The 26,925-nt window shown below is 49.3% G+C and carries 31 protein-coding genes; 16 read left to right on the plus strand and 15 right to left on the minus strand.

Annotated features, from left to right (window positions below; genetic code table 11):
- The 12 genes from CX664_RS06700 to CX664_RS06755 all read right to left on the minus strand — a co-directional run.
- Positions 1-861 (minus strand): terminase large subunit (locus tag CX664_RS06700; RefSeq protein ID WP_219622132.1); only part of this gene is annotated, 861 nt, incomplete at its 3' end.
- Entirely contained in the window at positions 837-1,196 is a 360-nt protein-coding gene (locus tag CX664_RS06705) for a helix-turn-helix domain containing protein (protein WP_101745987.1), read from the minus strand. The genes CX664_RS06700 and CX664_RS06705, both read right to left, overlap by 25 nt.
- Before the next feature lie 2 nt (positions 1,197-1,198).
- Entirely contained in the window at positions 1,199-1,447 is a 249-nt protein-coding gene (locus CX664_RS06710) for a hypothetical protein (protein WP_101745988.1), read from the minus strand.
- A 2-nt stretch (positions 1,448-1,449) separates the two neighbouring features.
- Positions 1,450-1,857 carry a 3TM-type holin gene (locus CX664_RS06715; protein ID WP_180966400.1) on the minus strand — a complete coding sequence of 136 codons (408 nt, stop codon included), beginning with the start codon at positions 1,855-1,857 and terminating at the stop codon, positions 1,450-1,452.
- The gene (locus CX664_RS06720; RefSeq protein ID WP_101745990.1) at positions 1,850-2,248 is read right to left on the minus strand and encodes a M15 family metallopeptidase domain-containing protein; all 399 of its coding nucleotides are present in this window, start codon (positions 2,246-2,248) and stop codon (positions 1,850-1,852) included. The genes CX664_RS06715 and CX664_RS06720 overlap by 8 nt, the downstream gene beginning before the upstream one ends.
- 156 nt (positions 2,249-2,404) lie before the next feature.
- Positions 2,405-2,629 (minus strand): hypothetical protein, encoded by a 225-nt coding sequence (locus CX664_RS06725; RefSeq protein WP_101745991.1) that lies wholly within the window; start codon positions 2,627-2,629, stop codon positions 2,405-2,407.
- The gene (locus CX664_RS06730) at positions 2,619-3,152 is read right to left on the minus strand and encodes a hypothetical protein (RefSeq protein ID WP_101745992.1); all 534 of its coding nucleotides are present in this window, start codon (positions 3,150-3,152) and stop codon (positions 2,619-2,621) included. The genes CX664_RS06725 and CX664_RS06730 overlap by 11 nt, the downstream gene beginning before the upstream one ends.
- Positions 3,153-3,214: 62 nt before the next feature.
- Entirely contained in the window at positions 3,215-3,526 is a 312-nt protein-coding gene (locus CX664_RS06735; RefSeq protein ID WP_101745993.1) for a Ref family recombination enhancement nuclease, read from the minus strand.
- A 7-nt stretch (positions 3,527-3,533) separates the two neighbouring features.
- A complete protein-coding gene (locus tag CX664_RS06740; RefSeq protein WP_101745994.1) occupies positions 3,534-4,037 on the minus strand; it encodes a DUF1367 family protein in 504 nt (167 codons plus the stop codon).
- An 85-nt stretch (positions 4,038-4,122) separates the two neighbouring features.
- Positions 4,123-4,683, minus strand: a complete 561-nt coding sequence (locus CX664_RS06745; RefSeq protein WP_145999873.1) for a replication protein P — start codon at positions 4,681-4,683, stop codon at positions 4,123-4,125.
- Complete coding sequence (locus CX664_RS06750) at positions 4,568-5,716, minus strand: hypothetical protein (RefSeq protein WP_101745996.1); 1,149 nt, start codon at positions 5,714-5,716, stop codon at positions 4,568-4,570. Before CX664_RS06750 ends, CX664_RS06745 begins: the two co-directional genes overlap by 116 nt.
- Positions 5,700-5,978 carry a hypothetical protein gene (locus CX664_RS06755; RefSeq protein WP_101745997.1) on the minus strand — a complete coding sequence of 93 codons (279 nt, stop codon included), beginning with the start codon at positions 5,976-5,978 and terminating at the stop codon, positions 5,700-5,702. Before CX664_RS06755 ends, CX664_RS06750 begins: the two co-directional genes overlap by 17 nt.
- A 193-nt stretch (positions 5,979-6,171) precedes the next feature.
- On the opposite strand from CX664_RS06755, the gene CX664_RS06760 reads away from it, so the two are divergent.
- A complete protein-coding gene (locus tag CX664_RS06760) occupies positions 6,172-6,810 on the plus strand; it encodes a helix-turn-helix domain-containing protein (RefSeq protein ID WP_180966401.1) in 639 nt (212 codons plus the stop codon).
- Here the strand turns inward: CX664_RS06760 and CX664_RS06765 are convergent.
- Positions 6,805-7,296 (minus strand): RusA family crossover junction endodeoxyribonuclease, encoded by a 492-nt coding sequence (locus CX664_RS06765; RefSeq protein WP_101745999.1) that lies wholly within the window; start codon positions 7,294-7,296, stop codon positions 6,805-6,807. The genes CX664_RS06760 and CX664_RS06765 overlap by 6 nt on opposite strands.
- A gap of 161 nt (positions 7,297-7,457) precedes the next feature.
- On the opposite strand from CX664_RS06765, the gene CX664_RS06770 reads away from it, so the two are divergent.
- Genes CX664_RS06770 through CX664_RS06805 form a run of 8 tightly spaced genes read left to right on the plus strand, consistent with a single transcriptional unit; the run spans position 7,458 to position 12,957 of the window.
- Positions 7,458-7,790 carry a hypothetical protein gene (locus CX664_RS06770; protein WP_101746000.1) on the plus strand — a complete coding sequence of 111 codons (333 nt, stop codon included), beginning with the start codon at positions 7,458-7,460 and terminating at the stop codon, positions 7,788-7,790.
- Positions 7,759-8,106, plus strand: a complete 348-nt coding sequence (locus CX664_RS06775; RefSeq protein ID WP_101746001.1) for a hypothetical protein — start codon at positions 7,759-7,761, stop codon at positions 8,104-8,106. The genes CX664_RS06770 and CX664_RS06775 overlap by 32 nt, the downstream gene beginning before the upstream one ends.
- A complete protein-coding gene (locus CX664_RS06780) occupies positions 8,096-8,986 on the plus strand; it encodes a recombinase RecT (protein WP_180966402.1) in 891 nt (296 codons plus the stop codon). The genes CX664_RS06775 and CX664_RS06780 overlap by 11 nt, the downstream gene beginning before the upstream one ends.
- Positions 8,986-10,539 (plus strand): YqaJ viral recombinase family protein, encoded by a 1,554-nt coding sequence (locus CX664_RS06785; RefSeq protein ID WP_101746003.1) that lies wholly within the window; start codon positions 8,986-8,988, stop codon positions 10,537-10,539. Before CX664_RS06780 ends, CX664_RS06785 begins: the two co-directional genes overlap by 1 nt.
- Positions 10,540-10,541: 2 nt before the next feature.
- Complete coding sequence (locus CX664_RS06790) at positions 10,542-11,021, plus strand: single-stranded DNA-binding protein (protein WP_101746004.1); 480 nt, start codon at positions 10,542-10,544, stop codon at positions 11,019-11,021.
- 12 nt (positions 11,022-11,033) lie between these two features.
- Complete coding sequence (locus CX664_RS06795) at positions 11,034-11,387, plus strand: hypothetical protein (protein WP_101746005.1); 354 nt, start codon at positions 11,034-11,036, stop codon at positions 11,385-11,387.
- A 47-nt stretch (positions 11,388-11,434) separates the two neighbouring features.
- Positions 11,435-12,685: a Rha family transcriptional regulator gene (locus tag CX664_RS06800; RefSeq protein ID WP_101746006.1), complete on the plus strand. Its 1,251-nt coding sequence runs from the start codon at positions 11,435-11,437 to the stop codon at positions 12,683-12,685.
- 17 nt (positions 12,686-12,702) lie between these two features.
- Entirely contained in the window at positions 12,703-12,957 is a 255-nt protein-coding gene (locus CX664_RS06805) for a pyocin activator PrtN family protein (RefSeq protein ID WP_219622134.1), read from the plus strand.
- 17 nt (positions 12,958-12,974) lie between these two features.
- Here CX664_RS06805 and CX664_RS06810 read toward each other — a convergent pair whose 3' ends face one another.
- Positions 12,975-14,129, minus strand: coding sequence for a tyrosine-type recombinase/integrase (locus CX664_RS06810; RefSeq protein WP_101746007.1), 1,155 nt, complete (start codon positions 14,127-14,129; stop codon positions 12,975-12,977).
- Positions 14,130-14,419: 290 nt separating this feature from the next.
- On the opposite strand from CX664_RS06810, the gene livH reads away from it, so the two are divergent.
- From livH to CX664_RS06845, 7 genes are all read left to right on the plus strand, one after another.
- The gene (gene livH, locus CX664_RS06815) at positions 14,420-15,346 is read left to right on the plus strand and encodes a high-affinity branched-chain amino acid ABC transporter permease LivH (RefSeq protein ID WP_101746008.1); all 927 of its coding nucleotides are present in this window, start codon (positions 14,420-14,422) and stop codon (positions 15,344-15,346) included.
- Complete coding sequence (locus tag CX664_RS06820) at positions 15,343-16,683, plus strand: high-affinity branched-chain amino acid ABC transporter permease LivM (RefSeq protein ID WP_101746009.1); 1,341 nt, start codon at positions 15,343-15,345, stop codon at positions 16,681-16,683. The genes livH and CX664_RS06820 overlap by 4 nt, the downstream gene beginning before the upstream one ends.
- A gap of 54 nt (positions 16,684-16,737) precedes the next feature.
- Positions 16,738-17,469: a high-affinity branched-chain amino acid ABC transporter ATP-binding protein LivG gene (gene livG / locus CX664_RS06825; protein WP_420810351.1), complete on the plus strand. Its 732-nt coding sequence runs from the start codon at positions 16,738-16,740 to the stop codon at positions 17,467-17,469.
- The gene (locus CX664_RS06830; RefSeq protein WP_101746011.1) at positions 17,469-18,188 is read left to right on the plus strand and encodes an ABC transporter ATP-binding protein; all 720 of its coding nucleotides are present in this window, start codon (positions 17,469-17,471) and stop codon (positions 18,186-18,188) included. Before livG ends, CX664_RS06830 begins: the two co-directional genes overlap by 1 nt.
- 1,003 nt (positions 18,189-19,191) lie before the next feature.
- On the plus strand, positions 19,192-23,370 hold the full coding sequence (locus CX664_RS06835) for a response regulator (RefSeq protein WP_101746012.1): 4,179 nt from the start codon (positions 19,192-19,194) through the stop codon (positions 23,368-23,370).
- Positions 23,367-24,197, plus strand: coding sequence for a CheR family methyltransferase (locus CX664_RS06840; RefSeq protein WP_101746013.1), 831 nt, complete (start codon positions 23,367-23,369; stop codon positions 24,195-24,197). Before CX664_RS06835 ends, CX664_RS06840 begins: the two co-directional genes overlap by 4 nt.
- A gap of 59 nt (positions 24,198-24,256) precedes the next feature.
- Positions 24,257-25,609: a two-component system response regulator gene (locus tag CX664_RS06845; RefSeq protein ID WP_101746014.1), complete on the plus strand. Its 1,353-nt coding sequence runs from the start codon at positions 24,257-24,259 to the stop codon at positions 25,607-25,609.
- A 22-nt stretch (positions 25,610-25,631) separates the two neighbouring features.
- Here the strand turns inward: CX664_RS06845 and CX664_RS06850 are convergent, their stop codons facing one another.
- Entirely contained in the window at positions 25,632-26,897 is a 1,266-nt protein-coding gene (locus CX664_RS06850) for a 6-phosphofructokinase (RefSeq protein WP_101746015.1), read from the minus strand.
- Between the last annotated feature and the right edge of the window lie 28 nt (positions 26,898-26,925).

The raw sequence follows: 26,925 nt of genomic DNA on the forward strand, positions 1-26,925 counted from the left end.
TTTCATAAGGAAATCCACACTAAAGGACGAGGAGCCAAATTTATCTTCAGACTTCAGCTCGTAGATTTTTTGTCGCCGCCACTGGAGCTGTTCATCATCCAGCTCATAAGTCAGCTTCAGGTATCTTTCGTCGGCATCTGTCGTGAAGTCGGCGGGGACTTCGGCACGGTATTCGTCCTGCCAGAACCAAGGTATAAACACCAGTTCAAAATCACCGCGCCCAGCATCAGCGTCCATAACATAATCATAAAACACACCACCGACGCCGTTAGCAGTGCTCTCCAGAATGACCTCAGTATTGTTTTCATTGGGTACTGCCTGTAATACGCCCGCCAGGTGCTCATCCGCATTGGGCCAGAATGCCACTTCTGATCCATGAAACAGCTGTGCCGTAGATGATCGACCTGCTCCCTTATTGCCAGCGGTGCCCACCCGATACCCGGAATCATGGTAAAACTCCAACAGTTTGGAGCTTTTATTCTTCAGTTCCCTCTGGGTAAACGGTGGCTGATTTTCGTGATACCGCTGCACCATATCAAACAGATTGGCGGTGGCATCTGCTTCATGGGTCAGGATATAAGCACGTAATCCCTTGCGGTTGCTCACCAGCCAGTAAAAGCGGCCTTCAGTATAGGTGGAACAGCCCTGTTGTCTGCCCTTAAGCACCACAATTCTTACCTTGCCGGTGCGTTGGCGTTGATCCTCGATCCGGCTATCCAGGTAGAGCTGAGCCTTGTTCAGCTGAAAGGGAATCACCCTGGCATTCTTGGTGCGGATCTTCAGGCACTTGCTGGCGTAGAACGTAAACTCGGTGAGCAGCCGTTCTTTGGCTGGCTTTACCCGTCCTTTTCTTCCAGCCATTCGTCCAGTGTCGGTATCTTTTCCGCTACCACAGTTTGCTCATGACGATCCCGCCAGTGGTAACGGTTTTTCATATACATAATCAGCATGGCCGGGGAAACATCCTTGTTAAGCCCTAATGCTCCCTGCATGTATTTTTCTTCCCAGAACACCTCCGCCAGCACATCTGCCTGAGCTACGGCTTCAGCAAATTCTTCATACTTATCAATGTACGACAGAAACGTGTTATAGCTGATCCCCATTTCTGTTGCCGTGGCTTTCCGACTTAAACCGGTGCTCATCAACTCCTTCACCTGATCACACATTTTCTGCTTGTATTTGCTGTGGTTGGCCATGGTCAGAATAACTGTTTGATGGCAAAGGCTATGATGCCTGCGGTAGTGGTGGCGGCGATCCATTGAATCACACTGCTGATGGTAGAGTTTTTGAGCACGGCTTTCTCAATGGTGTCCAGCCGTTCTTCACTGCGCTTTTCCCTCAGCGCCAGGTTCACCATCCGTTCATCGTGTTTAGCCAAGGTCTGCAGGATCTGGGTGATGCCGTCCAGCTTCTGCTCAATGCGATTGAAGCGGTCTTCATCACCCATAACTATCTCCTTGCCACGCCCTTAAGCTTTTCAATGGTTCGGGCACCACCTAATCCCAGTAAACACAGCAGTAAAGTAATTACCGTACTGGTATCCGCTGTGGGTAACTGTTGAACCACTTCGGATTTATCCACAAGCATCAAGCCGATGATAACCAGATCACGAACAATCCAGGTCCAGGCAAGAATCAACACACAGAGCCAACCAAGAGCAGGACGCCAGCCAGAAACAAATACCGATGTATGTTTTGCTTCTTCAATGTTGGCCAATGCCTGCAGGATATGAGGCTGCTGCAACTGGTGATTCAATGAAAGTTCAGCTTTGGCACGTTCTTCATCAGAGGTAAACAAGCCATCCAGACCACCCATCAGTGCTTTGGCTATTCCTGCCATTGGATTCAGATTAATCATCGTCCACCAGCTCAAAGTGCGGGTAATCCTTAAATCGGTGATCCTTGATTTCACCATCCCGGTCCCAGTCACCACCCCAACGAAGTTTAATGCCCATCCCTTCCGCCACACCCAACACATACCCGGCAAAGTGTGCAGACCTCTGATAATCAAACCAATTAATGGGATAAGCCATCACATCCACCGCCTTACTGGGCAGCTCGTTGTGATTACTGTCTGGCCATTGCAATTCCGACTTACCACTTTCAAACGCCAGCGTCTGGGCAGCCTCATTCCGATGGCCACAAATAATCGTGCAGTCATAATGCTCAATCACTTTATTGAAGACGCGCTGAAGCCGCTCATCACAAGTCGACAGATGTCGCCTGGACGAAGCGGAAAAGTGAAACATGAAGCCCCTTTTTTATAGTGGTTCAGTTTGGAGGGATAAAAAAAGAAAACCCGGCAACGAGGGCCGGGTTTCTTTGAAAGATTCAAGCAGTGGGAATCAAGTTTTCGGGAACTTTCCCAGCATGAGCTTTTACCGTACTTTGTGGGTCATTTTTAGTCAAGCCTCTGTAGACAGCGCAATATTCTCCAGTTCATGCCATCTCACAAACCGCAGCCACTCATCATCAATACTCACCTTATTTTTCAGAGGTGACCTTCCCACCTCGTAACCAGCCATAAATGCCTGCTTCATCAGTTTCTGTAACGACAGCTCCTTTTCTGTGGTGGCGGTAGTGACCTGGCTCAGCTCCAGAAACAGTTTGTCGATCGTTTCAGTTTTCATATTTAATGGCTCCTGCCTCTTCTAATAATTCCTCTGCCTGATCCTCAGCCAACCTGATCCATTCGTTGCACACTGCTTCACAGGCAACACGCCAGCGATAAAGTGTCTTACGGCTTTTTCCAGTAATCTCTACCTTGCCTCTCTTCTGCTGCATATCAGGATGCTGCAATAACCACATCAGATAGAGAGCAAGCATCACTGGATTCTTGCGAATGGCTTTGGGAATCCGCTCATCAACCCTGAAAAGATGGGTAACCCGTAACCATGCACTGGAACGATTCGCCTGGTTATCGTCATAGCGAATCGTCAGGATGGCAAAGAGTTCCGGCTGCATCCTTTCCCGAAGATCTCCCTTACGGATACCATCATCACCCAGTCTTTCATCTCTGGTACTGCGATACTCTGATGCAACGGCTGTCTTGCGATAACCCGCGTTGATTTCCCGCTGCCAGCTGGCGGTTTTCACCAACAGTTCCGGTGTGCCAAATATCCGCATCAACGCCGACTCCAAACCAAAGTACATGGCATTCTCCTTATTCAAGGGTTGTTCTTGTGTGTACTTCGATCCGTGGCAAAACAGCATCTTCAGACTCCGGTATAACCCACAAAGGTTTGTCGATAACGCTGCACCTCATCACGGGTACGTCTGACCAGCTCTGCTTCCGAGCCATACCTTTTCACAAACAATCGAGCATTAACGTGTATGGCATCGGGATAAAACCGGTGATGACCAGGACATAACGGCATCGTGTCAAAATGACTGGCCCGCCTTCCTGCTCCGGTACCACTGCGTTGATGGTGAACCTCGGCCGGCACACCAGAAAATCCATTTAACCGACAGGCAATGCAACCCAGTTGCGCAACAGCTGTCATATAGTCCCTTTCTTCCCTGGTCATCCGTCACCTATTCGTCATAGTGGATAAACTGCTCAACCAGCTGATCCACTTGCTCACGACTCCAGCCACGCTTTGGGCTTAGCACATAGTGGAGAAACACATCCAGCACCGCTGAGTACACCTTCTCAAACTCCACCTGATCCATATTCCGGAAAGCAACACTTCTGGCCCGTACACGCACCTTGCCATCCGGATAACCAAACACGTCATAAAATCCAGCCTTGACCATGGCCCAATAACGGAACTCATCGAAATCTGGCGCCGGTGTGACCCACTGATTGGAACCGGCAATCCTCACCGGTGCCTGTGGTAACTCTTCAAACACCTGATAAGCCAGAGTGCAGAGCTTCATAAACTTGCGATGGAACAGTCCATTACGAGTTTTGCGAAACTCAGCACTGAGCATCTGCCCCGGCTTCAGTTTGAGAATGAACGCTTCATCGTTAGCCGACACCGGCAGCAAAATCGGCTGTGGCTGATAGCTGCGAACCAGTTCCAGTTCAGCCCCCATCAGATCGCTTCCACAAAAATCCAGCAGCCCATCATCACCAACGAGACCCAGACTACCGCCAGCATCACGCCATCCCTTAGCTCATTCATCTATACATTCCCTGCAGCTTTGCCCTGGCTCCCTCGCCATCCAGAGGGTCAATGCCCTGTTCCTCCATGGTGTCCCGCTGCAACTGATCCGAATGGGTGGACGGATCAAACTGATACTCAATGGATAGCTGGTCTTCCAGAGGTAAACCCTGACATACACGGTTAACCTGCTTCTGGTAGGCCGCTCCAAACCGGCGCTTCACCTCCCGACACTCATCAGCGGTACCGGCATTCCTCAGCTCATACCAACCAGCGGCATACCCGGCCAGATACACCGCTCGGTGACTCCACTCGTGGCGATTGGTCTGATCGGCAAACTCATTGGCTTCATGCCAGGCTTTGGCCAACGTGGGCAATCCCAATTCCTCTGGCAGCGGCTGACACAGCTTGCGAAACTCCGGAGCCGTGGGAGGCCAGTCCTTACCCCCTAACCGAACCCGGTTAGTCCCCATCGCCAACTGGTTGGGGTGCAAGTCCTTCAGGGTTTCCAGCCACTGCCCCGTCCTGTCCGCCAGTCCGTGCTCCCGTGTCCACTTCGCCCCGAATATGCCCGTCATGGTTCCAAACAGGTCCGCTATCATTCTCGGGGTGATAGCCAGTGTCGTGTGCTGGTTCGTAGAGGTGCTTGTTCGCTTGGTAGACTTGATCAATGAGGCTGGATTTTTCAGCAGTTCCTTGCCGGTTTTCATGGTTCACAATCCACTTGCTGATTATGTTGTCAGGGTCGTTCAGGTAGGTCAGGGTCTGCATCACGTACTCGGTGCCTGTCTTGCCGGTCTGATCGCAGTAGCTGGCATAGCGCATTACGTTGTCGAGCATGACTTCCTGGCTGACACCTTCCCTGATCCTGGTCTTGTACTTACCGTAAGACTGTCGCTTATGTCCTTTGCGACCTTCCCGCTTCGGGTACTGTGACCACCATTGCTCAAAGTGGTCGGGGAACTCTGGTGCTGCGGGGGCAACGTCTGACTGACCGGGTACATCGTCGGATGTACCATTAGTTTTTAAACAGTTCTCTATTTCTCTATTTCTCTTATTCTCTAGGCGAACTTTTGACGAACCGTTTCCGAACCATTCACGAACCTGTTCAATCAGCCCCGGGGTATCCTTGGAAGCCTTGTAATTACTGGCTTTCAGCAATTCCTGCTCAACGATGGCCATAACAGGGGGCAGAGTGCGGGGCAGGGTGCGGGGCAGATCCAGAAACAGACGTAACCGTGCATCCATCTGTGCCACGTTATCGGTCTTGTTGTGGTCCATAAATTTGTTGATGCAGAGGTAATCATGGTCTTCGGCGGTAGTTAGGAACTCGTTCGTGACCAGTTCGTGAAGTGTTCGTGACACTAACGACGCATCCCAGCCAAGGTCTCCCATGATGTACGCCGGTGGCAGACTAAAAATCCCCAGCATATTGCCGTGTTTGCAGGTCAACAGGTAAGCCGCCAGCAACTTACCCTGATCGCTGACCTGCTCATGGCGCAAACTGTCCCAAAACCGGCTCTCGATCTTGCCGAATGCTTTCATGACTTCCCCCTGCTTATGGGTATCAACCTGCTCATGGCTGTCAACCTGCTCATGGCTGTCTCCCAAACCAACGGTTAGTCTTCCGCTTAACCTTCTCGTTTTTCTCCATCCAGTTAGTGATAAATCGGGTAAACTGGCCCTCGTCGCATCCGGGGAACCGTTCCTTCATATAGGCATAAGCATTGATCAGCTCTTGCTCCACATTGATGCTGGGGTAGGTCCTCACCAGCTCATCGTAGAGGTCATGGGACATTTCGAAGTGGGGGTCATAACCCTTGATTGGCCAGGGTAGCTCATACCAGTGTTTTGGTATTGAATCGTCGATCATGACGTTTCCTTCCATGGTTTTATTGTTTTGAAGTATTAATATTTACTATCGTCATGGTTAATGCAATAAAAAATCCACGAACGTGGAATTTATGAGGGTTGACTCCGCTTTTCCCGGTCTGCGTTATCTTTTCGTAGAATCTATTCGTGATACTTTTAAAGACACACAATCTGCTGATAATGGACTTTTCACAGTGAACGCTAAACATTGGTCTGAACGTGCCAGAGAACGAGCCAAAGAATTAAAGCTGACGGATGTACGTATTGCCGAGATTACCGGATGGAGTACGTCCAGTGTCTCCCTGTGGATGAACGGTGCCAGGGAACCCAAGCTGGAACAGAAAATGGCCATGGCCAAAGCCCTTCAGGTCTCATTAAGCTGGCTGGAAACCGGTGAAGAAACCATGGATTCCAGCCATTTGGCAGAAATAACTTTTGAGGATGTAGAGGCATACCTGGCAGAACTCGAAAGCAAAGAACGCATAATTCAGAAAAACCCCGGCATTCGTATCATCGAGTCAGAAAGTCAGAATAGCTTTGTCGTGTTGTTGGATAATGACACCATGATTGACCCCACGAATGCGGAAAAAATGCACATCCCGGAGGGGAGTCGTGTGCAGATCGACGTGGATCACCAACCGAAACCGGGCAATATCATACTGATTGAGCATGAGGGGATTACCACCCTGCGGTTGTGGAAGCGTATTAATGACAACCTGCATCACTTGCGGATCATCAATCCCCTCTACCACAATCTGCACCTGACCCATGAAGGGCCAATCACTGAGATATACCGTGGAACGGCGGTAGGTTTTAGCAAATCACTGCTATAACGCCCAGCACCAGATTAACACCCCGGACTTTTGGCCGTAGCACTTGATGCAGCGGCCATCGACAATCTGTTTGTCATCCTGCCAGACAATGCCATTCAGGGCATCGCAATAGAGTTTGGCCACATTATCAAAATCCGGCTTCACCGCTGGCCGGATAACACCCGCCAACGCCTCTGCCCGCTTCTTCTGTGACCAGCTTGCTGGCACCGCACTGACCGCCACAATCTCCACCCCAAGTGATCCTGTCAGAGGTTCACCCCGGTGCCATTGCCGCCCTGCCTGTTGCACTTGTTGCTCGGCCTGTTGTGTCGTTTTCGGCGTATAACAGCGGCCCTTCCGGGTAAAGCGGGGTCGTGCCTTGCCCATGGGCACGGCATTGACCAGTACAGCAGCACTTATCACTTTTGTATTGCCTGCAATCCCTTTTTGTAAAACCTCAGGTAGCTTGGCAATCCAGCTCCGGATCTCTTCCCTTTCCCTATGCATCCCCTTTGCCCCCCCTGAAATACCTGGTTATAGCAGATTTATAGAAATAACTAATCGAAAACTGAAATCTAATATAAATAGATCATAAGATTTATGTTTGTGGAATTGCTATCCCTATATATAAATAAATTAACCATTAATAAAAAAACAACGGAGCCAAAATGGACGCAGTAACCACTGACCTGAATCGGCACCTGTCTGCCATGGACACCTCAGAAGCCTTTGAAACTTATGTGGAGTCCGAGCTTGACCGGATTGAAACCGGATTCCAGACCCAACTTGAAAGCGGTTTGTCCTTCCGGGTGAATGGGTTCGGCGTGCTGACCCTCACCACGTTCGTAAAATTTCTCACCACCGAAGAATTCCATCCCATGCAGGGTTACCGCTGGCTGGCTGTGAAGCAGCTGGTATCTGACTGCAACGACGAAAACTCCCGCCTTTCCGGCTGGGACATCATCAACTATGCGAGCAAGCGAGGTTATTGCCGTGGTTAATGAAAACGCTGAAGTAAACCGCCTTGAGGATTGTATTGAGAAAACCATCAGTGAATGGCTGGCATTCAACGGTTTTGTCTACCACCTGCACCGTATGAACAACCTGATCCGTCGTTTATGCCAGGTGATCTTTGTAGACACTCCGCAAACACAACTGCAGACGCTTATTGAGAAAGAGATAACGCCCTGGCGTTTGGAAAACGAAATGAGCAGCCACCTGACCGACCTTAACAACCTGATTCGAGAACTGGTGGACGTAATTTCCGCTTTGCAGGATCGCATTCAACGGGATGAGGCTCTTCGCCATGCAAGCTGATACCTCATCCCTCAACGAAACCATTATTGGTGCCCAGCAAAAGACCTTCGTCAAAATCGCCATGCGGGAAAAGCTGGTGCATTGGGCGGAAGAGAGCCAGTTTGCCTTGGAGGCGTTTCAAAAGAATCCGTCCCTGCAGAAATGCAGTCCGCAAAGCATCCAGAACGCCATCATTAATGTGGCCACCTGCGGCCTGACCCTGAACCCGGCCAACGGACTGGCTTACCTGGTGCCGGAATATAACAAGCAGACCTGCCAGAGCATCTGCCAGCTTCGCATCAGTTTTAAAGGGTTATGCAAGGTGGCCATTGATAGTGGCGCCATTCAATGGGTACGGGCGAAAATCGTCCGGGAAAAAGATCGCTTTGACTATCTCGGTCCCTGCAAGGAACCCAACCACCTGATGAATCCTTTTGCCACCGACCGTGGTGAGGTGGTGGGCGTCTACTGCATCGCCAAAACCGCCAGCGGTGACGTACTGGCCGATGTGATGAGCCGGGCAGAGATTGACAAGATCAAGGCAGCCGCCAAAACCCAGACCGTCTGGAATAGCTGGTACGAAGAAATGGCCAAAAAAGCCATTATCAAGCGAGCCAGCAAACAGTGGCCTTCTGCCAGCAGTGCCCAGCGGTTCCAGGAAACCGTGGCCACCATTAATAAAAACGAGGGTAACGTCATTGATGTTATCGAGGGTGAAAGTACGCCCATGGTTGACTATTACCCGGATGAAGACTTCCAAAAGTTCCTGCCCGATTACCAGTCCGCCATTGCCAGCGGTAAATGGACCGTCGAAAAAGTAGCGCAAAAAATTGCCACTAGAGCCCCGTTATCCCCCCAGCAAATCAAACAACTGCAGAGCTTCGTGCCAGAGGAAAAATAATGAAAGAGCATACCGTTGAACAGGGCAGCCCTGAATGGCTAACCCTGCGCCAGAACTATTTCACTGCCAGTGAAGCACCGGCCATGATGGGCGACAGTCCGTTTACCACCCGTGACCAGTTACTGCACCAGAAGAAAACCGGTAGCGTGCCGGAAGTTACCGAGTTCCAGCAGAAGAAGTTTGATGAAGGCCACGCGGCAGAAGAAAGTGTACGACCATTGGCAGATGCCATCGCCGGCCGTCCACTGTTTCCTACCACGGGAACGGTCACGATTGATGGTTTGCCCCTGCTGGCCAGTTTTGATGGCATCACCTTTGACAATACCCTGGTGTTCGAGCACAAGCTCTGGAATGAGAAGCTGGTTGCCCAGATTGAGGGCGAGGGTATTGAACCCGCCTACTACTGGCAGTTGGAACAACAGTTACTGGTCAGCGGTGCCGAACGGGTATTGTTTGTCTGTTCCGATGGTTCCGCTGCCAACCTGCGCCACGTCTATTACGAATCTCAGGAACATCGTCGTGCAGCCCTGATCGCCGGATGGCAGCAATTTCAGGCGGATTTGGAAAGTTTCACACCGGTCGCGCCAAAGCCGGTACTTAAGGGGGAACTCATCAGTCATTGCTCAGTGGTGTCCATCAACATCAGTGGTCAGGTAAACCAATCCAACCTGCCAGCACTGGAAGAGCAAATCAGCAACACCGTCAAAGCCATCAAATCAGAGCTGGTTTCTGACCAGGACTTTGCCGATGCCGAAACCGCAGTGGCTTTTCTAAACGACACCGAGGACAAACTGAAAGCCGGAAAAGCAATGGCCCTGTCGCAAGTACCGGACATTGCCAGCCTGTTTGACACCATTGACCGCCTGCAAAAGCAAATCAAAAGCAAGCGCACCTCATTGAAAAACCAGATCACCAACAATAAGAAACACCTCAAGGACTCCATGGTTCTGGCAGCAATCACGGCCCTGGAAGAAGACCGTCAGGCCATCAACAAGACCTTGCATCCGGCCTTTGTCCCACAAGTCGCTGCGGCAGCAGACTTTCAGGAGGTCATCAAGGGTAAAAAGAAAACCGAGAAAATGCAGTCAGCCATTAATGACCGACTGGCTGAGGCTCGGATCGAACTGAAGCGGCAGGCTGCTGCCCTGGAAAAAAATCTGGCGGTTTATAACAAGCTGGCTATTGGCAAGGACTACCTGTTTCCCGATCTGGATCTGCTGCTCCACAAAGACCAACTGGACCTGATGGCCATTATTGAAATGCGCCTCAATCAGGAAAGCCGGAAGAACCTTCCCGCCAATGAGTCCGCCCCGGCCCCTGAAAAACCTGCTCCGGAAAAAAAAGAAGACCAGCAGGACCTGCTCTACGCACCAGAAGAACAGAAAGAGCTGATTCTCGCCAGCACAGTTAAAACAGTGGAAAAAATGGTCGGTACGTCCGTTATGGATAGCTTCCGCTATGACCGCCACGGCAATGAATACGGTGTTCAGGTGGTGATCCGTCGCAGCGGACTGCTGACCCCAGCCACACAACTCAAACTGAAAGAGGCATAACCATGGCTAACGGCATCAACAAAGTCATCCTTATCGGTAATGTCGGGCAGGACCCCGACATCCGGTTTACCCAGGGCGGTCAGGCTGTGGCCAATCTCAGCCTCGCAACAGCTGAACAATGGAAGGACCAGCAGGGCCAGAAGCAGGAAAAAACCGAATGGCACCGGATTGTCATCTTCGGCAAGTTGGCTGAAATCGCCCAGCAATTTGTGAAGAAGGGCAGCAAGCTCTATATCGAGGGCAAGCTGCAGACCCGCAAATGGCAGGATCCAAATACAGGCCAGAATCGCTACACCACAGAAGTTGTGGTGAACGGTTTTGGTGGTGTGATGAATATGCTGGATGGTCGTCAGGCTGGTGGCCAGCAGTATCAGCAGCCAGTTCAGCAGCAAAACCAGTATGCCAATACTCACAATGGCAGCCAGCCTGCGCCACAGCAGCAAGACCATTACGACCAATACGACAGTTCAATCCCATTCTGACCGGAGGCAAGGATGCCAAAACTCACACTGGACCACCTATGCCTTGGTTTGGAAATTGCCCACCTGAAAAGAACCGGGCAATACGACGAGGCAGAGAAACTGCTCAAACTACGGCGCAAGAAGCAACAGCAGGCCGTCGAAGTCGTCAACGACCCAGCCAAAAAATTGCCCTGTTACGATTGCCTGAGACAAGTGCTTATTCAGGCACTGACCGCTATCACCATTGTCGATGACGACGAGGTTCATGCACAGAGCATGATTATCTCAGCCTACCTGCTTCAGGAGGCTAACGATCTGCACCAATCCTATAACCCGTTGTGCCCGGCCATTGATATGCCCGGGAATGAGGGAAGCACTCTCCATTGAGCGGCCATATCCTGGCGAATAAAACAAAACTATAAGGACCGTAAAGCATGGATAGCACCCAGCAGAACAACGACCCATTCAATTTCTCATCGATGACAGAGGAGGGCAGAGCAGCCAGTGATGAAGTCACTACCCATGTTGTGACCAATGCCAGGGCGAGAATGAAAAATGACCAGCCCGAAACCATGTCCAGCCGAGAGATTGCCGAGATCACCGGTAAGCGACACGACCATGTTATTCGTGACATAAAAGTCATGTGTGAACAGATGGAATGGAGTCTCCCCAAGTTTGGGGACACCTATATCAACCCCCAGAATGGTCAGGAATACACCCAATACAACTTGCCAAGGTTTGAATGCGAAGTCCTGATTACCGGTTATGACGTGAAACGACGGGCTGCAGTTATTGGGCGCTGGCATAAGCTGGAATCAGGTCAAGCTGCTCCCATGATCCAGCTCAACGAATCAACATTACCTGTTGACCCACATCTCCAGCTTGAGAAAAACATCGCCTCCACCCGAAGTGCCGTTGCCCTGGCAGAAGCCCTGGGTTTTACCGGCAATCAAAAATTGCTATCAGCTGATCGGATGCTGAAAAGCCAGATCGGTTTCTCACCACTGGAAGCCATGGGGCAAAAACAGCTGGTTGCCCCTGTTCAGGCTATGACCTTCACGCCTACCCAGCTCGGCCAGATGATGACCCCCGCGCAGGATCCACGACAAGTGAATAAGTTGCTGGAAGCCGCCAGCCTGCAAATCAAATTAGAAAACCAGTGGGTGCCCACCGAGTATGGGCAACCCTATTGTGAAATCCTTGATACCGGTAAATCCCACAACAGCGGAACACCGGTAAAGCAGGTGAAATGGTTCCAGTCCGTACTGGGTCGTCTTAAGCCCACTCCTGCAGAAGACCCACCGTCAATACATTGTTCTATCGAGCAGGAAGCCCGGCAGAAGGATCCAGTGGTGTTTGGTTCAGAAACCGATGAACAGCCGGTACCAAGAAAGCAAAAGCGGAAACGCAATCGCTACGAACTGGACGATTACTTCTCCCTGGTAGAGCTGGGTGAGTTTATTGGCCGAAGCCGTCAGCACGTTGTGGAAGTGCTGGAAAAACTCCGGATCATCAAATGGACCGGGCAGGGAAAAAAAGGCAAGTACCTGCTTACCGACCGTGGCTGGCAGTACGGACTGATGTACGACCCTACCGAAGTCACCTTCCATAGCCGGAACAGTAAACGACTAACCACCAGTAATGCACAACCCGTATTGGGTTATGACATTTTGAAGTTCTTTTGATGGCAGGGGAGATAAATATGAATACCGAATTTGCACTACTGGCTCAGTACAATAAGGCATTTGTGCCACTTGAACAGGTTTGTCAGGAGTTTTTTAACCTGGGAGAAAAGCAAGCCAGAAACATGGCTGCAAAAGGGCAGCTCCCCATCCCGGTCATGAGGGGAAGTCGCAGTCAGAAGTCGCCCTATCTGGTTAAAGTAAGTGACTTGGCAGAGTACCTGGATCGTCAATATCAAGCCCATCGAAACGACTGGGAAATCTTAAATCAGTGAGGGGGGATTCCCCCCGCCTACCCATCCATTAGTTCCTGAATCCTCTGTTCTTTATATTCCTTTTCCAGTTTCATGCAGATAGACAGCAGGTCGACAACTTCTGTTTCATGCAGATGGGTGTATCTCCTCAAATTGTTCCAGTTAACATGACCAGAAAGGTGGGCAACCTGGGGTATCGTTTTTCCCTGTTCAAACCAGCGTGAAATACCATCGTGTCTGAATGAGTGAAAGGTAACATCGGGAACACCTAAATTTTTCGTCATTTCACAAAATTTATTAGAAACCGAAGCAGAGTTAAATGGGAATATCCTGTCTTCCTCCGGATTGCGTTTCTGCATATTGATGATCTCAATACATTCATCAGGAAGTTTGATGTTATGCGTGTTTCCCATTTTTGAGTTTGGATCCTTTCGATCTTCAACGATAATTCGACCCGTATCATGGTTGAAATTTGACCAGGTCAGGTTGCATATTTCGTCAAGTCTGAATGTGCTGTAAACGGCAAACAACATTAAGTGGCGGTATTTGATTTCCGATAATGGGTGGTGGTCACGTTTTAAGCAATACTTATAGATTAAAGTAAATTCGTTCTCACTTGGTCTGTAGTCACGATGGCGTGATTTGCCAGTCAGTTTTTGCTTAAAGATAGATTTTCTGAATTCATCGGTAAGCATCTCGCTATTAAATGGGCATTCAATTCTGTCTTTCCATGCCAGTGCATTTGTCAATGCGGCAAGATCCCGATGATTGGTTGCAGGTGTTACACCATCAACCGTGATGCGTGTTTCAAAGTGTTTAATAAAGTGCTGTGACGTCAGGTTGCTTGAATGTATTTTCGCAATGGGAAACTTCCGCCACTTTTTAATACATGACCAGTCATTTTTTTTAAAATCGGTAATGCCCTTTCTATTAACATACTTAATCAAACGATTAATGTATTCCTCCAAAGTGACATCTTCAACCGGTTCCGGCATTGGGTTGCCTAGCAGTATATTTTCAAACTCATTAAGAAACTCTCGCTCACGTTTTGAGGCCCATTCAGTAGCCCGGACTTTCTCGGTAAATCGTCTGCGTTCAAACCGACTAAAGGATGGATGTTTTTTTCTTAACCGTACAGAAGCGATATAGATGATCGTTTTGTCTTGTCGTTCTTTTGAGATATCAATAGCCATAAAGCCCCACTATAGTACTACTCGCTGATTAATTATCTGTGTATAGTTGCCACAAATCCTTGGCATTGGATGCTGTAGTGCATATCGTTGGCATTGGCAGTGATCATATTCGCTACATCCCTTTATTCTTATGGCTTATAGGGGATCTGGAAAATAAAAATGCCAACGAATGCCAACGACGTTGTCAATCATAGCATAGCGTTGGCAATATATTGGCAACGGTGTATGAAAACAGTACTTAATACTAATAAATAGTTAGACATGAAAAGAATAATAAAGAGGTGTATTTCATGGGGGAAGCTGGATTTTACTTTATACAACAACTACTTAACGGGATTACGATAGGTAGTACGTACGCTCTGATAGCAATCGGGTATACCATGGTCTATGGCATCATTGGAATGATCAACTTTGCCCACGGCGAGATATATATGATCGGCAGCTATGTTGCCTTTGCCGTGCTGGCCGGTCTTGCCTTGATGGGGGTTGACAGTATTGCCCTGATGCTGGCCGCCGCTTTTATCATCAGCATTATTATTACCAGTACTTACGGCTTTGCCGTTGAGCGGGTGGCCTATCGACCGTTAAGAAACAGTAATCGACTGATTGCCCTGATCTCGGCGATCGGTATGTCGATTTTTCTACAGAATTATGTCCGTATCGTTCAGGGCTCGAGAGATATCGCAATGCCCAGCCTGATTACCGGTGGCTGGACGTTTGGGCCCGCTGATGAGTTTAATGTCACTCTGTCGTACATGCAGGTGGTGATTTTCATTATTACGTTTATCACCATGACACTTCTGACGCTGTTTATTTCCAAATCAAGGATGGGGCGTGCATGCCGGGCATGTGCAGAAGACCTGGGCATGACCCGGCTGCTTGGCATCAATACCAACCAGGTTATCTCCCTGACCTTTATTATCGGTGCGGCACTGGCTGCGGTGGCCGGTGTTTTACTGGGTCTCTACTACGGCGTTATTAACCCCTATATTGGTTTTCTGGCGGGTTTGAAAGCGTTTACAGCGGCGGTTCTTGGTGGCATCGGCAGTATTCCGGGAGCTGTGCTTGGCGGCCTGATTCTTGGTGTTACCGAAGCGTTTACCGCAGGGTATTTCAGTAGCGAATATAAAGATGTCGTCGCCTTTAGTCTGCTGGTACTGATTCTGTTATTCCGACCTTCAGGAATTCTCGGCAAGCCGGAGGTAGAAAAGGTATGAATAGTCAGTCATCTACCACACTGCGCTGGTTTCCTGCTTTTATGGCAAGCGGAGCGCTGTTGCTGCTTGCTGTGTTAATGCTTGGGGTTCAGCTGTCCACTGAAAATACAGAGTTGGTCGTTTACTTGGCGGCCAGTGAGCGGTGGCACCTGATTCTTGCCGGTGCTGTTCTGGTTTTCCTGGTTCAGTTATTCCGCAACCCCATCTCTGCTTTTTGGCAGGGAGCCAAAAAACACAACCCACTACCGCAGGTTCAGCTGCCATCACTGGATGATAATAAGCCCCTGAAGCGGCTGCTGATCAGTTTTGCCGTGGCCGGGCTGATGGTCTGGCCTTTCTTTGTTTCCCGTGGTGCGGTGGACCTGGCAACACTGGCGCTTATTTATGTCATGCTTGGTCTGGGCCTTAACGTGGTTGTTGGTCTGGCAGGTCTTCTGGATCTTGGTTATGTGGGCTTCTATGCCGTTGGAGCATACAGCTATGCGCTGTTGAGCCAATACTTTGGTCTTGATTTCTGGAGCTGCCTGTTGATCGGCGGGGTTATGGCGGCATTCTTTGGTTTTATCCTGGGGTTTCCGGTATTAAGGCTTCGTGGAGACTACCTGGCCATTGTTACCCTGGGCTTTGGCGAGATTATTCGTATTTTGCTGAATAACTGGACCTCAATTACCGGAGGGCCGAACGGGATCAGCCAGATTCCAAAACCAACGTTGTTTGGTCTGGAATTTTCCCGGCGAGCCAAAGAAGACGGCAATGTGCCATTTCACGAGTTCTTCGGGATTGACTACAGCAGCGGCTATAAAGTGATTTTCCTTTATATCCTGGCGCTGCTTCTGGTGCTGTTAACGCTCTACATTATTAACCGCCTGTTGAGAATGCCCATTGGCCGGGCCTGGGAGGCGCTTCGGGAAGACGATATTGCCTGTCGCTCACTGGGTTTGAATCCAACAGCCATCAAACTGTCGGCCTTTACCATCGGTGCGGCGTTTGCCGGATTTGCCGGTACTTTCTTTGCTGCCCGGCAGGGTTTTATCAGTCCGGAGTCTTTTACCTTTATTGAGTCAGCGATCATCCTTGCGATCGTGGTTCTGGGAGGCATGGGGTCACAGATGGGCGTTATTCTTGCTGCCGTTATTATGACCGTACTGCCCGAGTTTGCCCGGGAGTTTCAGGAGTACCGGATGCTGATGTTTGGCTTGATGATGGTGTTGATGATGATGTGGCGTCCGGAAGGGTTGATGCCCATGAAACGTCCTCATCTGACGTTGAAAGATCATCCGTCGGATAAAAAAGATGATGCTTCTGTTAATCGTCAGCCCATTGCTGAAAGCGTTTAATCTGCAGGGAGTTATAAGATGAGTCAGTGTTTGCTGGAAGCATCGGATCTCAGTATGCGCTTTGGCGGTCTGCTGGCCGTGGATCAGATGGCGCTCAAAGTTCGTAAAGGCGAAATTGTCTCCATGATTGGTCCGAACGGTGCCGGGAAAACGACAGTGTTTAATTGTCTGACTGGCTTCTATAAGCCAACCGGAGGGAAGATTCTTTTTCAGGGCCAGGCGGTAGAAAAGCTGCCTGGCTTTAAAATTGCCCGCTTGGGGGTGGTGCGGACTTTTCAGAATGTGCGTTTGTTTAAAGCCATGACGGTTCTGGAAAATCTGCTGGTGGCCCAGCACCGTCATTTGAACACAGGGTTGTTGGCCGGGCTGTTTAAAACGCCTTCGTTTCGCAAGAGTGAAGCAAAAGCGATGGAGCGGGCTGCTTACTGGCTGAATAAAGTTGGCCTGACTGAGTTTGCCAATCGTGAAGCCGGAAACCTGGCCTACGGTCAGCAGCGACGACTGGAAATTGCCCGCTGTATGGTGACCGACCCACAACTGTTGATGCTGGATGAGCCCGCTGCAGGACTGAACCCTAATGAAACTCGCGAGCTGGATAAGTTGATTTCCGATCTCAGGAAAAATCATGGTGTATCAGTGCTGCTTATTGAACACGACATGAAACTGGTAATGGAAATCTCGGACCGGATCTATGTTATTAATCAGGGGAGGCCCCTGGCATCCGGAACACCGGAAGCGGTGCGCAATCATCCTGAAGTGATCAAGGCTTATTTAGGGGAATCCTGATGAATAACGATAAACCATTGCTAAGCCTTGAGCATGTTTCTACCTTTTATGGCCAGATTCAGGCACTGGATGACGTGAGTGTAGAGATCCGGGCCGGTGAAATTGTGACGTTAATTGGTGCCAATGGTGCGGGAAAAACCTCTCTGCTGATGACACTCTGTGGTGATCCACGGGCCAGCAGTGGGCAGATCTTTTATGGTGGGCGGGACATTACCCGGGACGATACGGCGAATATCATGCGCTCTGGTATCGCCCTGGTGCCGGAAGGTCGGCGTGTCTTCTCCCGGCTTACCGTGGAAGAAAATCTCAGCATGGGTGGCTTTTTCACCGAAGAGCAGGATTATCGTCAGCTGTATCGCCATGTTCTTGAGCTGTTTCCACGTCTTGAGGAGCGCCTCACCCAGCGGGCAGGCACCATGTCCGGAGGTGAACAACAGATGCTGGCCATAGCAAGGGCTCTGATGAGTAAGCCAAGGCTATTGCTTCTGGATGAACCCTCACTGGGCCTGGCTCCTATTGTGATTCAACAGATTTTTGACATTATTGCCAGGCTGAGGGATGAAGGGATGACAATCTTTCTGGTTGAGCAAAATGCCAACCAGGCGCTGAAGCTGGCAGATCGCGGCTATGTGCTTGAAAATGGGAAGATTGTTCTGCATGACTCCGGACAGGCTCTGCTAGTGAATAAATCTGTCCAGGAGGCCTATCTGGGAGGGTGATTGCGGTATTTTCCTTTGATGTCTGAAGGGGTTGCCATACGCGGCTTTGAGAGAACTTCTATCAATGGCTCCCGGCTCTGTTCGTCCTGAGCGTCCTTCGACCCCGCTCAGGATGCACAGTTGAAGGGCGTAAGCACCATACCCTGAATAAAGACTGTGCTAATCACCCTTCGACTCCGCTCAGGGTGAACGGAGATTGTACATATCAAACTTATCGAAATGATGATGTACCAGTAGGAGCCGCTTTGGTTTCAATAGGTTAACTGGGTAAAACTCTAGTATCAGCCATATTTTGGAATCAAAATAACAATTTAAATTTTTAATAGTAATTATAATTATCATTATTTTTTATTTATTCATTTGAAATCAATCTGTTAATGGCGTGGTAGTTCTGGTTAAAAGGCCGTGTTCCCAGTACTATACTTTCCCTATAACTGAACTAGCAGTACAAGGAATTGCACCATGAAACCTGAATACGATAAGCTGACCACGCCGGAAGTATTGATGTTAGCCAGCTCACTGAGCGTTTTGGCGGGTTCACTGGTTACCCTTGGAATGTTGATTCAGTAGTCATCCGGCAATATCAGGGTTAAGTCTAGGGTTACAAAGACTTGGCGGGTGCCTGCCAGGGTTTTTTATCAAAACAACACTCCCCTCCAAATCATCAGCATACCGATTTATAACCACCTGTAGCAGCCATCTCTGTATTGGATTTTTCTTTGGTTCTTATGGCACCAAACCCTAAGTTTTTTGTGCAATTTAACGATGATTAAGAGATGGAAAAACTCTAGGAGGCTGACCGAGAATAGACTGCCCTACTGCGGTGGCAGCAAATTGGTCTAAAAATCCGCTTTTGTTCGGCAAATAGCCCTGCTATTCACCTCACAAAACCGAATTTTTATCCTCAATTTTCTGCCATCCTCGCTACGGGGTCGCCTAGACGGGCGCTATTCTCGGTCAGCCTCCTGGACTCCATCCTTTGCTAAAGCACAGAGATCAGGCCATGAGTTCAGAATCACCCAGTGAAAACAGTCAGCGAAAGACGGGTGGTCTGGCACTCACGCTTTTTCTCTGGTTTATTGTTTTATCCATTGGCCCTGTTGTGATTGTTGGGCTGAATGAGTACAAGACCGGAAAAGAAGCCATTATCAAAGATCGTTATGATCAGCTTTCATCAATAAATTTTCAGTTAACTCAACGCATTAATGAATACTTTGATACGGTGTTAACCAATTTATTCATTATGGCATCATCTTCCGAAGCATTTATTACCGAACTGGTGCTGGCTCCCGGCTTTAAAAGCCAGCCGGTTTCTGAGTTTATTAATTCCAGGGAATACGGGGATATCTATGAAAAGTACTCCATGGAGTATGTGGATTTCCTGCGATTCTATGACTACTCCGATGTGATTCTGGGTGATGCGGCAGGCAATATTCTCTTCACAGTGAATGAATACAGTGATTTAGGCAAAAACCTGTTCTCTTCAGAACTGGAAAATACGTTGTTTTCCCAGGCTGTTAAAGCCAGCCTGAATGATCAGCAGCCAAAGTATGCCGACCTTGCTGCCTACCCGCCCATAGGCAATGAGAAAGTCATCTTTTTAATATTACCGCTGGCGGATTCCTTCCAGAAAGCGGTGGGCTTTATTGCGGTGCAGATTCACCCGAAGAATATTCAGGTGATGTTTGATAAAGGTGAGTCCAGTGACGTCGGTCTCTCGTCGTTTCTTGTCGGTAAGGATCGTAAAATTCGCTTTGGTACCCGGTTTGAAAATCAGGAACAGCTTAAATTTGGCGATGATAATCCGCTGATTAACCTGTGGTTAAGCCATCTTGAGGATGATGGGAGCTACAGAGAGGAAGAAGACCATTTCAGAGGATTTTCAGCAGATAATGGTCATGCTTTTGAGTCTATTGGCCAGCATGAGCATGATCTGGAATCCATTTCAGAAGATCTTGACGCTTTAAATCTGGACGAGCAGGACGTGTTCGGTCGGGCGGCTAAAGCGAGCTTGAACCATATTCGCAGCTACATTCATGGTGAAGAAGTTCTGGGGATTTATCTGCCAATAAATATTGCCGGAACCCCTATGGTCATCCTTTCAGAAGTAACGCACCGGCATGCTTTTGCCTCAGTTCAGGACTTTCAAAAACGTCTTTTTGTGCTTATCGCCATCACTTTTGCCCTGGTGGTGGTTATTGCTCTGTTTGTTACCCGACAACTGGTGAAGCCTATCCGCCGGATTACCCGGTGGGTCAATCGAGTCGCCGCAGGTGACTACGCCGAAGGGACTGTCCTGAACGGTAATAATGAGATCAGCGAACTCAGTCGCAGTTTTGCCCAGATGACTGAAAGGTTGCGTACCGTCAGTGCGGAAAATACCCGGAAAAACTGGCTTCAGGAAGGAATGGCCGGGCTGTATAACAGTGTCCGTGGTGAGCAGGCAATGGCTGAGCTGTGCCGTAACATTGTGACTTATATTGCCCGCTATCTGGATATGCATTCCGGTGCCATGTTTGTAAAAGATGATAACAACCGGCTGCAGTTGATGGGCACCTATGCCTGGAGTAAACGCAATCAACAGGCAAAGTCTTTTGCCATGGGTGAGGGGCTGATTGGTCAGGCAGCATTGGAAAGGGAAACGATGGAGATAGCCGATGTACCCGATGGCTATCTTGAAATTGAGTCCGGACTGGGCTCTGCCAGGTCGACTCATCTGATCATTGTCCCGCTGTGCTATGAAAATGACCTGAAAGGGGGGGTTGAGTTTGCCCGGCTTGGTCCAATGACGGATGAGCAGCGCCTGTTTCTGCAACATTCTGTTGAAAGTATCGCCATTGCCATTAACTCTGCCCAGTATCGAACCCGGGTTAATCAGCTGCTTGATACCACCACCCAGCAATCAGAAGCACTAAAGGAACAAAAAGAAGAGCTGCGTTCAGTTAATGAAGAGCTGGAAAAGCGAGCCGGTATTCTGGAAGAGTCTGAAGAAGAGCTGAAAGCCCAGAGTGAGGAGCTGCAGAAATCCAATGTCGAACTGGAAGAACTCAGCGAACAGCTGATGCTCCAGAAAGAAGAGATTGAGAGAAAGAATAAAGATATTGAGCTGTCCAGTAAAAAGATAACGGAAAAGGCGGAGGAACTTGCCCGGGCCAGTCAATATAAATCTGAATTTCTTGCCAATATGTCCCATGAGCTGCGCACACCCCTGAATTCTTTATTGCTCCTTTCCCAGATGCTGGCAGAAAACGACGAAGGTAACCTGACAGAGGACCAGGTAGAGTCTGCGCAGGTGATCTACAACGGTGGTAAAGAGTTACTCGAGCTGATCAACGACATTCTTGATCTGTCCAAGGTCGAAGCGGGAAAAATGTCGGTCAACCTTGATGATACGCCCCTGAATGAGATCAAAGGCAGTATTGAAGCCATGTTTAACCCACTGGCAGAAAGCCGTGGCCTGCAATTTCAGATCAGCATAGAGAGTGGTACCAGCCGGTCTGTTTTCACTGATAGCCAGCGGCTAATGCAAATTATCAAGAACTTCCTTTCTAACGCGTTCAAATTTACCGAGGAAGGCAGTGTTCAGGTAAGGATGTTTAATGAAACCCGCTCTGGCCATTTTTCAGACGATACCTGGACTGGTTTTGCTGTTAAAGATAGTGGGATCGGGATTCCCAAAGAGAAGCAGGAATCGATTTTTGGCTCATTCCAGCAGGCCGATGGGTCTACCAGCCGAAAATATGGCGGCACCGGGCTTGGTCTGGCGATTTCCAGAGAGATGGCAGAACTTCTGGGGGGCTTTATTGAGCTGGACAGCAAGGAAGATGAAGGAACCACCTTTACCCTGTTCCTGCCGGCTAATCCAGTGTGTTCTCTTGGTCCTGAGAAAGTACTGGCAGAAAACTATGTGTCCGATGTGTTTGACCAGTCTATGGGAGTGTCAGAGGCTCCTGCTCAAAAGCCAGAAATAAATAATGCGCCCCAGGAGGCGGAGTTATCTGTGCCTGCGGCATCGTTTGATTATCAGCTGCTGGTGATTGAAGATGATCATCACTTTGTCACCATTCTTGGTCAACTGGCGGGTAAACATCGCTTTGGCTGTTTGCATGCAGAAACAGGAGAGCAGGGAATTGCCCTGGCCCGACAACATCAACCCTCGGCCATTATTCTGGATTTAGGCTTGCCGGATATGGATGGGCAGGAGGTACTTGCTCAGTTAAAAGGCGATGAGTCAACCAGGCATATTCCGGTGCATATTGTTTCGGGACGGGATCCAGAGTTGGTTTCCAGTCTTGGCGCTATTGGTTATTTGAGAAAGCCGGTGACGGTTACCGATATTGATCAAGCGTTTTTGACCCTTGGGCAGGCCATTAGCCAGGATATTCACGATGTACTGATTCTCGATCTGGATGAAGAGCAAAGATCCCTGGTAGGCAGCATGCTGGAGCAAAAAGGGCTCCATGTAGGGTATGCCAGCACAGCAGAAGAAGCTGAGAAGAGGCTTATTGATCAACAGTGGCATTGCCTGATTATGGATCTGGAGCTGGGAGAGGTACGAGGGCTGGAGTTCCTGGAAAAAATGACAGGAAAATTAGGATCAGATATGCCGTCAGTGGTGATTCACACCGCGCACCCTGTCGATAAGACTGAGCATTCACGGCTGCAGGAATTCACCAATGCCATGGTGATGAAAGGTGATAGAGCCCTGGAAAGAATCACGGATGAAGTCAGCCTGTTCTTGCATACCGTTAATAAGGATCAGGTGGATGATACGCCCGATGAGCCGGTGGCAGGGTCAGAGAAGCGTCTTGATGGACACAAGATCCTGCTGGTTGATGATGACTTGAGAAATACCTTTGCCCTTTCCAAAGCCCTTCAGGGCATGGGGCTGGAAGTTGTACTGGCAGACAATGGCAAAAATGCGATCAGCAAGCTTGAGGAAGAAGACGGCATTGAACTGGTGTTAATGGATATTATGATGCCCATTATGGATGGCTATGAAGCCACCGCGACTATTCGGCAAATGAATGAATTCAAAGAGCTTCCGGTGATCGCCCTGACCGCCAAGGCCATGGCAGGTGACAAGGCCAAATGCCTTGAGGCAGGCGCCAATGATTACATGACCAAACCGCTGGATATGGACAAGCTGACAGCAATGCTGAAGGTGTGGCTGCTGCGATGATGGAGACTTGCCCGGTAGCTGACCTGGAACTCGATCTACTGCTGGACGCGGTCAAGAAGCACTATGGCTATGACTTTCATGACTATGCCAAAGCATCCATGATCCGTCGGGTAAGAAAATACATGGAGCAGAGCGGCATCAAGCATATCAGTGAGTTGATTCCCCTGTTCCTGCACGATCAACGGGCATTTTATCGGTTTGTGAAAAGTATTTCCGTTGTGGTGACGGAAATGTTCCGGGACCCGGATGTCTTTAAAGTCTTGCGGGAAGAGGTCATTCCTGTGCTCAAGACTTACCCGTTTATCAAGATATGGCATGCAGGGTGCGCTTCCGGTCAGGAAGTGTACTCTATGGCGATCCTGTTGGCAGAGGAAGGGATACTGGATCGTTGTCAGATTTACGCTACGGACTTCAATGATGATGCTCTGAATCTGGCCAAAAAGGGGATTTATCCGGCAGAAGATATTGAACTTTATGAAAATAATTACCGCCTTGCCGGTGGGAAGCATAAGCTCAGTGATTATTGGGTCAGCCTCTATGATTCAATCAAGGTCAACAGTCGCTTATCGGAACGGCTGACCTTTGCCAATCACAACCTGGTGACGGATGGGGTTTTTGGCGAAATGCATTTGGTGATGTGCCGCAATGTACTGATTTATTTCAATGAGCAGTTACAGGACAGGGCGTTAACTCTGATTAACGACAGTTTATGCCCGAGGGGATTTCTCTGTATCGGGCGCAGAGAGAACCTGAAGTTCAGCCAGATCAGTGAGCATCTTGAAGATGTCAGTAATAAGCTGCGAATTTACAGGAAGCTGGGCTCGTGAATTCAGTCGGCTGACAGAATCAATGGAACCTTTTGGGAATAAGACAGGGATTGTCTGGTATGGAGACAAAGAGCAAAGTCAAAATTCTGGTTGTGGATGACCGCCCGGAAAACCTGCTGGCGATGGATAAGTTACTAAAGCCGCTGGGGGCTGAGATCCACAAGGTGGATTCTGGCGAGAAGGCCCTGTCTGAGGTTCTGGCCCATCACTTTGCGGTTATTCTTCTGGACGTGCAGATGCCCGGCATGGATGGCTTTGAGACGGCGACATTGCTGCACAGTAACAAGCAAACGGCCAATATACCCATCATTTTTGTGACGGCGATTAATAAAGATCAAAGCTACGTAGCCAAGGGTTATCAGTCGGGTGCTGTTGACTATTTGCCTAAACCGATTGTGCCGGAAATTCTTCTGGGTAAAGTGAAAGTATTTTTACAGCTGGAGGAACAGCGCCTCGAGCTTGAACAGGTAACCAGGGAGCTGCAATGGATCAGTCAGAAGAACAAGCTGCTGCTGGACTGTGCAGGAGAAGGTATTGTCGGGGTCGATAAAGAGGGCAGGATAACCTTTATCAATCCGACAGCCTGTGAGTTATTGGGCGGTGTTGAAGACGCTTTTCTGGATCAGCATATCAGCCAGTTTCTTTTGGACGACACCACGGGTGAAACAGCTCAGGAGCAATGGCAGAAGTCAGCTATTTATCGTGAGTGCCTGGAACAGGGTGGGACACTTAAACAGTCCACCGAATTAATTAACGTGAGCCGGGGACGGTTTCCGGCGGAATTCAATATTGCGGCCATCGTTAATAACAGGAACGCGGTTCAGGGAGCCGTGTTTGTCTTTCAGGATATAACTGAGCGCAAACAGCTGGAAGATCAGCTAGTGAAAATGGCCAAGTACGATAGCCTGACGGGGCTGGCTAACCGGACGTTATTCCGGGAGTTTCTACAGTCCTCAATGGACCGGAGTGACCGCTACCAGAATAAGACAGTGGTTATGTTCCTGGATCTGGATCATTTTAAACAGATCAATGATCAGCTTGGCCATGATGCAGGGGATCAGTTACTGACCAGTGTTGCCAATCGCCTGGAGGGTTGTATCCGGAAGGTTGACCTGATTGCCAGGCTCGGTGGTGATGAGTTCGCCGTGGTTCTGGACGATGTCAGGAACCCGGAAGATGCCAGAACGGTTGCCAATAAAATTCTCGCCGCACTGAAGGAACCCCATCAACTGGGCGATGCTGCAAGAAAAGTAGGTACCAGCATTGGTATTGCACTTTACCCTGAGAATGGCAGTGATGCTGATGGTTTGATCAAGGCGGCAGATGAAGCCATGTATGTAGCGAAGAATGAAGGTCGGAATGACTTTCGGTTTTATTCCGACCTTAACCCGGATATTTCATATCCGGGTTAATCAATGAACGGCTAAGTTAACATTACACGTCGAATGTTGTATCCAGCTGTTTCTCGACAAACACTTTTTTCAATCTGGCAAAACGAGGTAAGCCGTTCAGGTAAGCAGGGTACTCCTCGCCTTCAATCAATGGTTCAAGGTAGCCCCGACAGGTTTGGGTAATGTTGAAGCCATCTTCATTGATAAAGTCCAGTGGCATTGTGCGTTCAAAGTTGGCGACTTTTTCCAGTGCTACCTCTTTGATCGCCCAGCGATAGGGCATGTCAGACTCTCGAACGATGGCAGGCATCACCGCATTGTGACCGGTTACGGCCAGTTCAACCGCTGCTTTACCCACAGCGTAAGCCTGCTCTACGTCAACACGTGAAGCGATATGGCGGGCTGAACGTTGAAGGTAATCGGCGACAGCATAGTGGTATTTGTAACCCAGCTCCTGCTTGATCATATTACACAGGGCCGGAGCTACACCGCCAAGTTGCTGGTGGCCAAAGGAGTCAATTACGGTTGTGGACGCGGAGATAAAGCTACCATCTTCGTATTTGGCTCCCTCTGAAGCAACGATCACGCAATAACCTTCGTTATTGACGGTTTCATGGACTTTTTTAAGAAACTTTTCTTTGTCCAGCGGCAACTCAGGGAACAGGATAATGTGCGGTGGATCACCCTCCTGGCGGGCAGCAAGGCCGGTAGCGGCTGCCAGCCAGCCGGCATGTCGTCCCATGACTTCCATGACAAACACCTTGGTTGAGGTATCGCACATGGAAGCAATATCGTGGCTGGCCTCTTTGGTGGATACGGCAAGGTATTTGGCCGCCGAACCAAAGCCCGGACAGTTATCGGTAACCGCCAGGTCATTATCGATGGTTTTGGGGACTCCGATACAGGTAATCGGGTACCCCATTTTTTCACTGAGCTGGGACACTTTCCAGGCAGTATCCATGGAGTCATTGCCACCGTTGTAGAAAAAGTAGCCAATGTTATGGGCCTGAAAGACTTGAATTAACCGACGATATTCCGCTTCACTCTCTTCAAATGACTTCAGCTTGTAACGACAGGAACCAAAGGCTCCGCCGGGCGTCCTGAGTAATGCGCCGATGGTTTCATCGGACTCGTAGGAGGTGTCGATAAGCTCCTCACGCAAAGCGCCCAGTATGCCATTATGCCCTGCGTAGACTTTACCGATTTTATCCGGGTAACGACGAGCCGTTTCAATAACCGCGCAGGCGCTGGCATTGATAACAGCGGTAACACCGCCAGACTGTGCGTAAAAAGCGTGCTTCAATGTCATCGGTTAAATTCCGGGTGTTGCTGTATGT

The organism is Endozoicomonas acroporae (assembly GCF_002864045.1).
Classification (GTDB): domain Bacteria; phylum Pseudomonadota; class Gammaproteobacteria; order Pseudomonadales; family Endozoicomonadaceae; genus Endozoicomonas; species Endozoicomonas acroporae.

Coding starts and splice junctions, on each gene's coding strand:
- CX664_RS06705 (WP_101745987.1), bottom strand. CDS start 1,196: ATGGCCAACCACAGCAAATACAAGCAGAAAATGTGTGATCAGGTGAAG.
- CX664_RS06710 (WP_101745988.1), bottom strand. CDS start 1,447: ATGGGTGATGAAGACCGCTTCAATCGCATTGAGCAGAAGCTGGACGGC.
- CX664_RS06715 (WP_180966400.1), bottom strand. CDS start 1,857: ATGATTAATCTGAATCCAATGGCAGGAATAGCCAAAGCACTGATGGGT.
- CX664_RS06720 (WP_101745990.1), bottom strand. CDS start 2,248: ATGTTTCACTTTTCCGCTTCGTCCAGGCGACATCTGTCGACTTGTGAT.
- CX664_RS06725 (WP_101745991.1), bottom strand. CDS start 2,629: ATGAAAACTGAAACGATCGACAAACTGTTTCTGGAGCTGAGCCAGGTC.
- CX664_RS06730 (WP_101745992.1), bottom strand. CDS start 3,152: ATGTACTTTGGTTTGGAGTCGGCGTTGATGCGGATATTTGGCACACCG.
- CX664_RS06735 (WP_101745993.1), bottom strand. CDS start 3,526: ATGACCAGGGAAGAAAGGGACTATATGACAGCTGTTGCGCAACTGGGT.
- CX664_RS06740 (WP_101745994.1), bottom strand. CDS start 4,037: ATGGGGGCTGAACTGGAACTGGTTCGCAGCTATCAGCCACAGCCGATT.
- CX664_RS06745 (WP_145999873.1), bottom strand. CDS start 4,683: ATGACGGGCATATTCGGGGCGAAGTGGACACGGGAGCACGGACTGGCG.
- CX664_RS06755 (WP_101745997.1), bottom strand. CDS start 5,978: ATGATCGACGATTCAATACCAAAACACTGGTATGAGCTACCCTGGCCA.
- CX664_RS06765 (WP_101745999.1), bottom strand. CDS start 7,296: ATGCATAGGGAAAGGGAAGAGATCCGGAGCTGGATTGCCAAGCTACCT.
- CX664_RS06770 (WP_101746000.1), top strand. CDS start 7,458: ATGGACGCAGTAACCACTGACCTGAATCGGCACCTGTCTGCCATGGAC.
- CX664_RS06775 (WP_101746001.1), top strand. CDS start 7,759: ATGCGAGCAAGCGAGGTTATTGCCGTGGTTAATGAAAACGCTGAAGTA.
- CX664_RS06780 (WP_180966402.1), top strand. CDS start 8,096: ATGCAAGCTGATACCTCATCCCTCAACGAAACCATTATTGGTGCCCAG.
- CX664_RS06785 (WP_101746003.1), top strand. CDS start 8,986: ATGAAAGAGCATACCGTTGAACAGGGCAGCCCTGAATGGCTAACCCTG.
- CX664_RS06790 (WP_101746004.1), top strand. CDS start 10,542: ATGGCTAACGGCATCAACAAAGTCATCCTTATCGGTAATGTCGGGCAG.
- CX664_RS06795 (WP_101746005.1), top strand. CDS start 11,034: ATGCCAAAACTCACACTGGACCACCTATGCCTTGGTTTGGAAATTGCC.
- CX664_RS06800 (WP_101746006.1), top strand. CDS start 11,435: ATGGATAGCACCCAGCAGAACAACGACCCATTCAATTTCTCATCGATG.
- CX664_RS06805 (WP_219622134.1), top strand. CDS start 12,703: ATGAATACCGAATTTGCACTACTGGCTCAGTACAATAAGGCATTTGTG.
- CX664_RS06810 (WP_101746007.1), bottom strand. CDS start 14,129: ATGGCTATTGATATCTCAAAAGAACGACAAGACAAAACGATCATCTAT.
- livH (WP_101746008.1), top strand. CDS start 14,420: ATGGGGGAAGCTGGATTTTACTTTATACAACAACTACTTAACGGGATT.
- CX664_RS06820 (WP_101746009.1), top strand. CDS start 15,343: ATGAATAGTCAGTCATCTACCACACTGCGCTGGTTTCCTGCTTTTATG.
- livG (WP_420810351.1), top strand. CDS start 16,738: ATGCGCTTTGGCGGTCTGCTGGCCGTGGATCAGATGGCGCTCAAAGTT.
- CX664_RS06830 (WP_101746011.1), top strand. CDS start 17,469: ATGAATAACGATAAACCATTGCTAAGCCTTGAGCATGTTTCTACCTTT.
- CX664_RS06835 (WP_101746012.1), top strand. CDS start 19,192: ATGAGTTCAGAATCACCCAGTGAAAACAGTCAGCGAAAGACGGGTGGT.
- CX664_RS06840 (WP_101746013.1), top strand. CDS start 23,367: ATGATGGAGACTTGCCCGGTAGCTGACCTGGAACTCGATCTACTGCTG.
- CX664_RS06845 (WP_101746014.1), top strand. CDS start 24,257: ATGGAGACAAAGAGCAAAGTCAAAATTCTGGTTGTGGATGACCGCCCG.
- CX664_RS06850 (WP_101746015.1), bottom strand. CDS start 26,897: ATGACATTGAAGCACGCTTTTTACGCACAGTCTGGCGGTGTTACCGCT.